Source organism: Psychrobacter sp. TB20-MNA-CIBAN-0197 (genome assembly GCF_040309765.1).
Lineage (GTDB): Bacteria > Pseudomonadota > Gammaproteobacteria > Pseudomonadales > Moraxellaceae > Psychrobacter > Psychrobacter submarinus.
Window position 1 is genome coordinate 24,788 of the sequence record NZ_JBEOPC010000033.1, and the last position, 10,462, is coordinate 35,249.

Below are 10,462 nucleotides of genomic sequence, written 5' to 3' on the forward strand. Positions count from 1 at the left end.
CGAATTAAGATATCACTCATTATGCAAATTTTTCTTGCTCGAAATAATGTCCAAGCAGGCCCTTATACTCTAGATCAGCTCAATATCATGCTTACCTCAGGTGAGGTGGTGCTTGATGATTTGATGTGGCACGAAGGCTTAGCGAACTGGCAACGGCTCGGTGACTTGACAGCCAATCAACCTTACTATCGCCCGACCATGAATAATACAACCGTTAATGGTAGTGATGATGACTCTATTATCAGTAACGTCACTGTCTTTCCAGAAGACTCTGATGACACTAATACTAGCGCCAATCAAGACGGTTTGAACGGTAAAAAACTTTCTTTGGATAGACTCTATGGTAAGCCTGAGCGCTCAGCGACAGATGGTAAAAAGTCTAAAGTAGATATGACCACTAATCGCGACCATTCACCAAGCAATAATATCTCGCTTAATAAGTCTGGCAGCGCTAGAGTAGCAAGCGCCAATGATGTCGTTATCGGAGATGTAATCTTAGCGCCTGTCATGTCGCGGATACTAGCCACTGCGGTCAATGGTTTGCTCTATATATTAGCCATCTTTCCACTAGTATTGGCCCTAACCAAAATGGATATCGATTATACTAAATTTCAAGATATTCAAAATATGGACGCCGCTTATCAGTACTCAATGACCTTAATAGAGAGCATCCCTAGTGGTACTTTGATGATGTCACAAGTTATGGTATTTGGCTTATTTGCCCTGCAGCTCTTATTTATTATTCTGCGTGGCCAGTCTTTGGGTAAACTGATTACGGGTATTCGCGTAGTGGATCAAACCACGCATAGAATACCGTCCTTTTTTAAACTGATAGTGATGCGCACGTTGCTGCTACTTATTGTCTATAATCTACTGTTTTCATTTACGAGTTTTTTAGGTTTTATAGTGATTGCCGTTCATTATTACATGGCCTCAAAAAGTCCCGAGAATATCGGTTGGCACGACAAACTCGCTAAAACTTTAGTGGTTAAAGCAGATAGCAAACAGCTGGTTAAACAGCCTAAAGTGAAATAACTATAGTAAACTCACGTCTCCTAATTAAAATATTTCAAAAAGTAGCGCTTAGTCGCTACTTTTTTTATGGCTAGCCTTATCGTTTGTAAATAATAAGCGCTACAATTAACTCCTTTTATCCGCATTAACCTTTGTGTTAACGCTTGAGTACTGTTATAATACTGCGCTTTATATCCTAAGCTTATCGCTCTGTGTAATAATAGCTGAGACTAAGTTTACCTTATAAATCTCCTTGCTACCTGCATAGGGCCGGTAGCTACTAATCCGTAAGGAGTCCAAATGCGACATTACGAAGTGGTGTTAATTGTACACCCAGACCAAAGCGACCAAGTTGTCGGCATGGTTGAACGCTATATCAAGTTGGTTCAAGACAACAATGGTATCATCCATCGTCTAGAAGATTGGGGCCGTCGTCAACTGGCTTATCCAATCAACAAGATTCATAAAGCTCATTATGTGTTATTCAACATCGAAACTGACGGTGAGACTCTAGAAGAGTTAGAAGAGTTATTCCGTTATAACGATGCCATCATCCGTAGCTTAGTCATGCGCCGTGATGAAGCAATCACTGAAGAGTCACAGCTAGCTAAAAACGCCGATGAAAAACGCGCACGTAAAGCTACGCCACGTCGTTCAGACAACAATGACAACAACAGTGAAGACTAATTAAAGGAGAATACTTATGGCACGTTTCTATCGCCGTCGCAAATTCTGCCGTTTCACTGCTGAAGGCATCACTCACATCGATTATAAAGATGTTGAACTGCTAAAACAGTACATCAGTGACAATGGTAAAATTGTACCAAGTCGTATTACTGGTACGTCTACTAAATATCAGCGCCAACTAGCCACTGCTATCAAGCAAGCTCGTTACTTGTCGCTACTTCCGTACACTGACAACCATCAGGGTTAACCGTTAACTAGGAGTGACTCATGCAAATTATTTTGTTACAGCGTATCGTCAACCTTGGTAAACTCGGTGAAACTGTCGATGTAAAACCAGGTTACGGACGTAACTATCTTATCCCTCAGGGCAAAGCGCTTCCTGCTACTAAAGCGAATATCGAAAAGTTCGAAGCTCGCCGCGCTGAGCTTGAAGCTGAAGAAGCTGCCGAGATCGCTACTGCACAGACTCGTGCTGATGCGTTAACTGACGTTAATGTTATCATGCGTGCGAAATCTGGTGACGAAGGCAAGCTATTCGGTTCTATCGGTACTCGTGATATCGCTGAAGCTCTAACTAACTCAGGTCTAGAAGTAGACCGTTCTGAGATTAAGCTTCCGGAAGGTACACTACGTCAGATTGGCGAATACAATGTTGATATTCAGCTACATCACGACGTTACTGCTAGCATCTTGGTAACTATCTTGTCTGAAGACAATGATGACGAAGACCAAGACGTTGAAGAAGAAGCCGTTGATCAAAACGAAGAGACTTCTGAAGAGTAAGATTTATATTCTCTAATCGAAGTCAAAAAGAAGCCAGTGACATAAAGTCACTGGCTTCTTTTATGGCTATAGAAATTGACTAGACTTCAACAAAACACTATAAATATCATGCCCTTAGTTTCATACACTACCGCTCGGCATACTCATTCAACCGCTCAGCACCTTCTCCATGTTCTTTTATCATGAATTTTACTATCATAAGCGTGCTTCGTTTTAATTGGTAGGAGAACAAACATGATTAAGACTGGTGATAAATTAGTATGTACGAGTGGCAATGCTTTTTATGCAGAAGGACACGTCTATACTGTAGGCGACTTTATCAACGACAAGTTTTTTGAGTTGCCAACTGGCTGTAACGATGAATACTGGTACGCTAAAAGAGACAGCTCTGGTATCTCTATTCATTTTGATATTATGACAACCAAAGTCAGAGATGCTCATTTTGATAAATTAAATAACCAAATTTACGCTTAGAAGAGACTTCTATAGTAGGTAGATAATTCTTAGTTTTGCCTAAACCCGCTTTGATATTTAATCGTTTTAAAACTACTTAGTCGCTTTAAAACATAGTAGCTGTAGTACTTGATACTAGCGTCCTAGTATTGATACCTTGTATTTGTAGTAAATAACATGTACATCACACCTAAATACTATAAAGAATAAGGGGCTGTAGTAGATAAGGATTAAATATCACACCATTTTTTCAGCGTTTTCAGCTGATTAGATGGTGAGCCATAGTTAAATCTAAACTCACACTCTTTTAAAAATAAATGGAAATGCTTCTTATCAATTCCATTATATTTTCTGAGCGTTCGTTTAGACTGATTCCAAAAGTTCTCAATGCCGTTGATGTGATTGTTTTTACCACAAGTAAACTCTTTAGAATGATTGACTCTGAAATGTTTAAACTCACTCACATCTAATGCATTATAACTTCGATAGCTATCCGTATAAACAAAGCTGTCAGGCTTGATTTTACGCTTGATGACAGGCATTAGGGTAGTCTGTTTGGTGTCTGCTACGACAATGGTATAAACCTTACCGTTTCGTTTTAGAATCCCAAATACAGCGGTTTTACCAGCAGCCCCGCGACCTCTTTTGCCTTTGCGTACACCGCCAAAGTAACTTTCATCTAATTCGACCTCACCATCAAAAAGCTCATCAGCTTCTAACGAGAGATGATAGTCTATCACAAGTCTTATTTTATGATAAAAAAGTGCAGCAGTATTAGGCTGAATATCAAGCAAATCTGCGGCTGTTCTAGCAGTAACTTCAGCTGTGAAAAACTCTAACAGCCTTCGCTGTACTTTTTTACTGAGTTTACAATGGGTTATCTTCATAAAAGTAGTCTAGCATAGTGCTTATCTACTACAGCCCCAAGATTAATGTTTTTACCACAAGATTAAAGGCATCTTGATAAGTGCAATTATCCTGATGAAATATGAATGTTATGCTGTCCTTTACTGATATGAATTGCTTGTCTAATTGTTCTTTTATATTGTCAAAATATCCCACATCACACCCCTACACCCTTAAAAATAGGTGCAAGGCAGTGACAGCATAAGGGTGTGTAAATAGCTGTCGTTCGGGTAATTAGTCCTAGCCTTGCATAGTTGGTGCTAAGCCATGCCCTCATTATTGACAGCATTGGCAAGTGTGTCAGTAATCCATTGATTAAGGCTCATACCGTGGCTAGTAGCAATAGTCGTTACTTGCTCGTGTAGCTCACTTGGCATACGGGTCATAAACTTACCTGAAAAGCTTTTATAAGGCTCAATGCCGTTTTCTTGGCAAACGTCTAAAAAAGTTTGTAATGACTGTTCACCTTCATTCTGTAAGGCTGTGATACTGTCAGCATAGAAGTCAGCCCCACCATTTAACCCTACAAATTCTCCACGCAATAAACCTAGTTCAGGGTCATATTGAATAATGGCTTTATGGTCATTAATCATCATAATGTTTTGCATGATTATTCCTCACTGTCATTAGTTACGGGGGCACTATCTTTGGCTTCATTAATAGGACTATATCCTAAGCTATCTAACCACTTGCGAACGCTAGCTACTGCGCCTTTATCGGTTGTTGGCTGGGGGTGTGGTCGATGATAGACCTGTACTTCACCATCTAACACTACCGCTATTCTTGATCCTGCCCTTTCGCTAATATCTGCCCCTAGTGCTGTAAATAGGGCTTCAATGTCTGCCCATTTTATATTTGCTGATATAGGCTTAGTAAAGATAATATTAAGTGTCTTTAGGTGCTTACGTTGCATGGTATATCCCTAGCTCTACGGTCATTATAGTATCATATAGTGATACTAACAATGTTTATTTAGTATTGCTAAGTCTTAACCTAGCTTTTGTGCTGATTGTTTAAAGTTACCGTGTATGACGTTATCAATCTTGCCAGCATAAGCATCATCAATGAAGTTTGCCCACTCAATCATCATATCCGTTCTATACTTTAAATGCTGCGCCCCGTTATAGGCTGCACTTATCTTGTTTTCTCTATCGTGTGCCAATTGCAGCTCTATAGCTTCGTGCATGTATTCCTGTTCGTGTAGCGTGGTACTGGCTAAACCCCTAAAGCCGTGCCCTGTCATCTTGCCCTTATAACCCATATTCCATAGGGCATTGATAAACGCGCTTTGACTGTATGGCTTGCGTGTTGAGGTATTAAAGAAAACGTACTGATCCGAAAAGCCTAGCGCCTTGATCTGCTCCAGTATCGCTATGGCTTGCGGTGCTAGTGGTACGATATGCAAGCGCCCTGCTTTCATCTTATCAGCTGGTATAGTCCATAAGCCGCGCTCAAAATCTATATCTTGCCATTCCATGAAGCGGATCTCATTGGTGCGTACAAACGTATAGCATAAGAACCATAACCCTAGCTTTACCAGTGCATCACCACCATAAGCATCTATGTCTTTTAGTAGCTTAGGTAGTTGCTGGCTAGTGATACGGTGGTGATTGGTCGTTTTGTGTGGTTTGATTGCTTCGGCTAGGTCGGTGGCTGGGTTATGTGTGGCTAGTCCATTGCGTATGGCATGTTTGAATATCTGCCCTACTTCTCTAATGGTACGCCTTGCCATCTCACTAGCGCCGCGGCTCTCTACTGCTTTACCAATAGCCAATATGTCAGGCGCGGTTATGTCGTTTATATCTTTATGACCAATGGAGGGCTTTACATCGCGCATATAGGCGGAATAGTTACGGCTAAAGGTGCTTTCGGCTAGGTAGGTTTTGCGCTCGCTATACCATGACTGGGCTATGTTATCGAAAATATTAGAACCGCTTTGGCTGGCTTGCTGCTCTTTTTTATGATCTTTAGGGTTCACACCGTCTTTTATTAAGCGTTTGATCTCAATATTGCGCTGCCTTGCATCTTGCAAGCTCATGACTGGATAAGTGCCAATAGTTAAGGTTTGCTGTTTACCTTGCCAGCGGTAGGCGCTAATCCATGACTTAACGCCCGTATATCTAACCCATAGTTGCAGCCCGTTACCGTCACTATGCTTGTCAGGTCGCTTGCTTAGGGTAGCTTTATCGCTAGGCTGTAGCTTATTGATAACCGTATGAGTCAAGGGCATTTGACTATCCTTTGTTGGTATTGAAAAGGTGTATAAACTCTAATACCAACAATAATACCAACATTCTATATAGGACGCCATACCCCTATAAGATACTCAAAACCCAAAAAACGCCCAAAATAAAGGGCTGACGGTCTATGACGGTCAGCCCTTTATCAGTGTTTGGTGGAGATGGCGGGAGTTGAACCCGCGTCCGCCAGCATTACGCTCATGACTCTACATGTTTAGTTTCTGTCTTTAGTTTTAGTCCGCACCGATCCGACAGTCAGGATGGATTGGACGAGTCTCTACTTTTGAACCCAAGCGATTGAGACAATCCCTTGTGGCGAACCTATATACGGACGCTTCAACTGGGCTAACCAACTATAGGTAATCGGCAGCGCAGTAAGCAGGGTTTAAGCTGCTAGAGCGTAAGTTTCGTCGTTTGCGACTATAACAATATATGTTTGATTTACGAGAGGACATACACTCTCGACATGCATCATTGAGTTTCATCACCAGCGTCGAAGCCAGAACATCCCCAATAAGACTGAGTATTTTAGACTAACTTTAGCTTTGACTCAACCTATAACCGTTAGTTATTACATTAATTTACAGGTTGGCTATTACGTTTAAAGCTTATCCATCTGTCTTAATTACTCTACTTACTATATAGGGTCAACTCACCTGATTTCAATAGCTAAGAGACCATTTATAAGGCAATATTTATAAGAAAAAGTTAAGCTAAAACCTTATTTAACCATTTACCGATATTCTGGATTTGCGGCATACAGACTTGATGCGCCATGGGATAAGTGTTGAATTCAACGTCATAGCCTTTATCTGTCAATAGCTGCTGGGCTTGCTGGCCTAATACTACTGGCACTACCGGATCTTGCACGCCGTGTTCAATGAGAATCGGTAAGTCTTTATTAATATCACTATAGCTTAGGCTATCATTGGTTGCCAAATAAGTAGACAAGGTCATAAGACCAGCTAAGCGCTGTGGATAGCTTAGCGCCACATGGTAGGCCACTGCCCCGCCCTGCGAGAACCCAGCGATGACAATATGCTCAGGTTTGACCCCGCGTTCAATCTCGCGCTGAATTAAATCGCGAATTTGCTGCGAGGATTTCTCGATTTGTGCTACGTCGATTTTGCGATCAAGACTCATCTCTAAAATATCGTACCAAGCCGGCATCACCATACCGCCATTAATAGTTACGGGTATCTGCGGCGCATGCGGAAAGATAAATCTTACCGCCATATCATTATCGAGACCCAACTGCGGCACGACTGGCTCAAAATCATGTCCGCTCGCGCCAAGACCGTGCAGCCAAATCACCGCGCGCTCAATGGGCTTATTCGCAGGATTATGCTCTACGGTGACCACATCCAAATAATTACTCATACAATTTCCTTATTTCAGTTCAGACAAATTATTATTACCTACAAAGCATCTTCAAGTCTTGTGATTCTTAGCAGAGTGATTATCCATAAGTTTTTCATACGCTTTGCTTGCTTGTCACATAGTCTTCTCAGCTATCTATGCTAGGATAGCTTTATTACAAAAATTATGCTTCTAACAATTATCTGTATTTATGATGCTAGCCTGCGACTTTTCAATGGCAAAGCTCATAAATACGGCAGCTGTCTTTTAGACACCCAAAAACAATTAAGATAAAACGCTATGACTCATATCCTCTTAGTAGAAGACGATCCGGCTATCGCTATGTCACTCAAAGTGACTTGTAAGCGTGAAGGCTGGCAAATCACTTGGCTTGACAATGCTAGTAGTGTATTGCCAGAGCTGCGTCGTTTGCATGACGCAGAGGTACAAGCGTTATCAGCGATTATTTTGGATGTGGGGCTACCAGACGGTGATGGCCTAAGCTTATGCCAACAGATTCGTCATGACTCTGAATTGGGTAGTTTAAAGGATATACCGATTATATTTTTGACCGCGCGTAGCGATGAGGTTGACCGTATCTTAGGGCTTGAGATGGGCGGTGATGACTATTGTGCTAAGCCTTTTAGCCCGCGAGAATTAGTGGCAAGATTGAAAGCGGTTTGGCGACGTGAGCAGTTATCTAGTCAGTATAAGGAGTCTGATAAGACTATAGATGATGCCGGTTTAGTCTCACAATCGCCGGTCAGCTATACTTATAGCTCAGGAGACTGGCACTATCAGCCGTTGAACTATTCGCTGACTTGGGATGGACAAAAGCTTGAGCTGAGCAATACTGAGCGCAAAATCTTATTGGCTTTATTGCAAGCGCCTAATCAAGTCTTTAGTCGTGAACAGCTGTTAAATGCGATCAGCGATTATCCTGATCACCGATTGGCAAGAACGATAGACAGCCATGTCAAATCTATCCGTAAGCAGCTGGCCAGCATTCATCCTGATATCGATGTCATCCATACCCATCGTGGTCTGGGCTATGGACTGTGTCCTGCCTAATGTCTACTTCCAAACACAAAAATAGTGCTGATACGCAGATCAATAGCGATGCCGATGCCAATAGCAATGCCAATAGCGATGTAAGTCAAAACAATTGGTATACTAAGCTGCATCCAATGGGTACGTCTCAGCAGCAAGCTCAGCCTAAACAGCCGCTAAATTTAAGTATATTTTTTCGGATTTGGTTAGCGGTGGCTTTGATCCTGATAGTCTCAGGCATTGTGGTATTTACGCAGCTATTTGAGCACGTCAAGCCTACCGCGCAGCAAGTCATTGAAGATACTTTGTTCGATACCAGTAAGATGATGGCTGCCAATCTCCAAGAACCTGTACAATCAGGGCAAATATCAAATACCGCCTATCAGCAACAGTTAGATAGCGCTTTTATCGCTCAACCCGCTAGCTTTAAAGATCACAGTATTAAAAGTAAAACGGCTAAAACCGCTTATAACCTAGATAATGAGCCTGAATATAAGCAAAAAACGGCGAGCAGCTTTCGGCTTTACGTTACCAATAGTCAAGGCATCGTTCTGTACGACTCCCTACCCGCATCTGATAATGCTGAAGGCGCAGACTATAGCCGCTGGAACGATGTGTATCTGACCCTTAGAGGCCAGTACGGCGCGCGCAGTACGCCTGACACTAACAGCACCCGCGGCAGCTCAATTATGTATGTCGCTCAGCCTATCAAGGATGATTTAGGTCACTTGATTGGCGTGGTCAGTGTCGGTAAACCGGTCGATAGCGTCTTACCCTATCTCAATAATACGCGCCAGCGTATGCTGATCACGACTCTACTTATTAGTATTGTTTCACTGATTTTGGCAGGACTTGTCGCTTGGTGGCTGCAGCAAAGTATCAGTCTTGTGACTCGCTATACTAGCGCGCTTGCCGAGGACACTAAAAAGCCATACTTTTATTTAGCTCATGAGCTCAACAGCTTGACCGACACTATCGAGTCGATGAAACATCGGTTAGAGAATAGAGCGTACGTTAGCGACTATGTACACACGCTGACTCATGAGCTAAAGAGTCCTCTGACCGCTATTCGCGCAAGCGGTGAGCTATTAGAAGATGACAATCTAGATCTAGACGATAGGCAGATGCTTAGCCAAGCGATTGGCGAGCAGAGTATCAAAATGCAGCAGCTCATTGATCGGCTGTTACTGCTGGCGAAAGTTGAGCAGCCCACTTTTAGATTAAACCGTCAAGCTATCTCGCTAACTCCTATCCTCACTAGCTTAATAAAAGACAGTAGCGTCAAGGTTCAGCAGCGTCATCTAACCCCTATCAAGCTTCTTATTGATCATAAGCAGATAAACCATATCGCCGCTGAGCAAGTTTACTCACCTGCTCTCTTAGCCAAGACTACCGTTGCAGCCGATCGCTTTTGGTTGGTGCAAGCGCTGCAAAACGTCCTTGATAATGCCATTTATTTCGCTAGCAATGAGGTGAGTATTGAGGTGACGACGGCACAAAACAGCGTCACGATTGATATCTTAAATGATGGCCAGCCACTCCCTGATTACGCTATTGCCAAAGCCTTTGATCGTTATTTTAGTCTATCGCATCAAAAACAATCGCCTCAAGCAAACGGTAATCATTTGAAAAAAGGTACGGGGCTTGGATTAACTTTAGTCAAGCAAGTCATTGAGCATCATGGCGGTAGCGTTAGTATCGATAACGTAGATGACTATATAAACCATACAGCAACTAAAACTCTTAGCAGTCCCTCTCAAGGTGTTTTGGTACGTATTATCTTACCTTTGGCTAACTAAGATTAATTCATTAAACATCCATCATCTCTGCACAGGGTTCATACCTCAATATTCTACGATAGCTCTATCGAAACTTGCTATCTAGACTTAAGGTTTGACTTCCTCCCCTCCCTAAACGGAGGGGATTCCTTCTACAAGACGGTCAAGCCCGACCGCAAGAATGTTTTTGGC

Annotated in this window: 12 protein-coding genes and 1 other RNA gene; 7 read left to right on the plus strand and 6 right to left on the minus strand. The window is 42.3% G+C overall.

Going from position 1 to position 10,462, the window contains the following annotated elements:
* Window positions 1-21 precede the first annotated feature (21 nt).
* The 5 genes from AAEY83_RS10640 to AAEY83_RS10660 all read left to right on the plus strand — a co-directional run bounded on the left by AAEY83_RS10640 (window position 22) and on the right by AAEY83_RS10660 (window position 2,958).
* Entirely contained in the window at window positions 22-1,035 is a 1,014-nt protein-coding gene (locus AAEY83_RS10640) for an RDD family protein (RefSeq protein ID WP_025645575.1), read from the plus strand.
* Window positions 1,036-1,314: 279 nt separating this feature from the next.
* Window positions 1,315-1,701 carry a 30S ribosomal protein S6 gene (gene rpsF / locus AAEY83_RS10645; RefSeq protein WP_025645577.1) on the plus strand — a complete coding sequence of 129 codons (387 nt, stop codon included), beginning with the start codon at window positions 1,315-1,317 and terminating at the stop codon, window positions 1,699-1,701.
* A 16-nt stretch (window positions 1,702-1,717) separates the two neighbouring features.
* Window positions 1,718-1,948 carry a 30S ribosomal protein S18 gene (gene rpsR, locus AAEY83_RS10650; protein ID WP_010198808.1) on the plus strand — a complete coding sequence of 77 codons (231 nt, stop codon included), beginning with the start codon at window positions 1,718-1,720 and terminating at the stop codon, window positions 1,946-1,948.
* Window positions 1,949-1,968: 20 nt separating this feature from the next.
* On the plus strand, window positions 1,969-2,484 hold the full coding sequence (gene rplI / locus AAEY83_RS10655; protein ID WP_025645588.1) for a 50S ribosomal protein L9: 516 nt from the start codon (window positions 1,969-1,971) through the stop codon (window positions 2,482-2,484).
* 234 nt (window positions 2,485-2,718) lie between these two features.
* Window positions 2,719-2,958: a hypothetical protein gene (locus AAEY83_RS10660; protein WP_025645590.1), complete on the plus strand. Its 240-nt coding sequence runs from the start codon at window positions 2,719-2,721 to the stop codon at window positions 2,956-2,958.
* A 209-nt stretch (window positions 2,959-3,167) separates the two neighbouring features.
* On the opposite strand, the gene AAEY83_RS10665 is transcribed toward AAEY83_RS10660, so the two are convergent.
* The 6 genes from AAEY83_RS10665 to AAEY83_RS10690 all read right to left on the minus strand — a co-directional run bounded on the left by AAEY83_RS10665 (window position 3,168) and on the right by AAEY83_RS10690 (window position 7,463).
* On the minus strand, window positions 3,168-3,824 hold the full coding sequence (locus AAEY83_RS10665; RefSeq protein ID WP_025645592.1) for an IS1595 family transposase: 657 nt from the start codon (window positions 3,822-3,824) through the stop codon (window positions 3,168-3,170).
* A gap of 279 nt (window positions 3,825-4,103) precedes the next feature.
* Window positions 4,104-4,451, minus strand: coding sequence for a type II toxin-antitoxin system HicB family antitoxin (locus AAEY83_RS10670; RefSeq protein ID WP_025645594.1), 348 nt, complete (start codon window positions 4,449-4,451; stop codon window positions 4,104-4,106).
* A 2-nt stretch (window positions 4,452-4,453) separates the two neighbouring features.
* Window positions 4,454-4,756: a type II toxin-antitoxin system HicA family toxin gene (locus tag AAEY83_RS10675; RefSeq protein WP_025645596.1), complete on the minus strand. Its 303-nt coding sequence runs from the start codon at window positions 4,754-4,756 to the stop codon at window positions 4,454-4,456.
* A gap of 75 nt (window positions 4,757-4,831) precedes the next feature.
* Window positions 4,832-6,073: a tyrosine-type recombinase/integrase gene (locus AAEY83_RS10680; RefSeq protein WP_025645597.1), complete on the minus strand. Its 1,242-nt coding sequence runs from the start codon at window positions 6,071-6,073 to the stop codon at window positions 4,832-4,834.
* Between the two features lie 163 nt (window positions 6,074-6,236).
* Window positions 6,237-6,595: a transfer-messenger RNA gene (gene ssrA / locus AAEY83_RS10685) on the minus strand.
* A gap of 196 nt (window positions 6,596-6,791) precedes the next feature.
* Window positions 6,792-7,463, minus strand: a complete 672-nt coding sequence (locus AAEY83_RS10690) for an alpha/beta hydrolase (RefSeq protein WP_025645598.1) — start codon at window positions 7,461-7,463, stop codon at window positions 6,792-6,794.
* 279 nt (window positions 7,464-7,742) lie between these two features.
* Between AAEY83_RS10690 and AAEY83_RS10695 the strand changes: the two genes are divergently transcribed.
* A complete protein-coding gene (locus AAEY83_RS10695) occupies window positions 7,743-8,513 on the plus strand; it encodes a response regulator transcription factor (protein ID WP_025645599.1) in 771 nt (256 codons plus the stop codon).
* On the plus strand, window positions 8,513-10,291 hold the full coding sequence (creC, locus tag AAEY83_RS10700; protein WP_025645600.1) for a two-component system sensor histidine kinase CreC: 1,779 nt from the start codon (window positions 8,513-8,515) through the stop codon (window positions 10,289-10,291). The genes AAEY83_RS10695 and creC overlap by 1 nt, the downstream gene beginning before the upstream one ends.
* The last annotated feature ends 171 nt before the right edge of the window (window positions 10,292-10,462 follow it).

Excerpts from the sequence above, each read along its gene's own strand:
- AAEY83_RS10640 (WP_025645575.1), top strand. The coding sequence starts at position 22 with ATGCAAATTTTTCTTGCTCGAAATAATGTCCAAGCAGGCCCTTATACT.
- rpsF (WP_025645577.1), top strand. The coding sequence starts at position 1,315 with ATGCGACATTACGAAGTGGTGTTAATTGTACACCCAGACCAAAGCGAC.
- rpsR (WP_010198808.1), top strand. The coding sequence starts at position 1,718 with ATGGCACGTTTCTATCGCCGTCGCAAATTCTGCCGTTTCACTGCTGAA.
- rplI (WP_025645588.1), top strand. The coding sequence starts at position 1,969 with ATGCAAATTATTTTGTTACAGCGTATCGTCAACCTTGGTAAACTCGGT.
- AAEY83_RS10660 (WP_025645590.1), top strand. The coding sequence starts at position 2,719 with ATGATTAAGACTGGTGATAAATTAGTATGTACGAGTGGCAATGCTTTT.
- AAEY83_RS10665 (WP_025645592.1), bottom strand. The coding sequence starts at position 3,824 with ATGAAGATAACCCATTGTAAACTCAGTAAAAAAGTACAGCGAAGGCTG.
- AAEY83_RS10670 (WP_025645594.1), bottom strand. The coding sequence starts at position 4,451 with ATGCAAAACATTATGATGATTAATGACCATAAAGCCATTATTCAATAT.
- AAEY83_RS10675 (WP_025645596.1), bottom strand. The coding sequence starts at position 4,756 with ATGCAACGTAAGCACCTAAAGACACTTAATATTATCTTTACTAAGCCT.
- AAEY83_RS10680 (WP_025645597.1), bottom strand. The coding sequence starts at position 6,073 with ATGCCCTTGACTCATACGGTTATCAATAAGCTACAGCCTAGCGATAAA.
- AAEY83_RS10690 (WP_025645598.1), bottom strand. The coding sequence starts at position 7,463 with ATGAGTAATTATTTGGATGTGGTCACCGTAGAGCATAATCCTGCGAAT.
- AAEY83_RS10695 (WP_025645599.1), top strand. The coding sequence starts at position 7,743 with ATGACTCATATCCTCTTAGTAGAAGACGATCCGGCTATCGCTATGTCA.
- creC (WP_025645600.1), top strand. The coding sequence starts at position 8,513 with ATGTCTACTTCCAAACACAAAAATAGTGCTGATACGCAGATCAATAGC.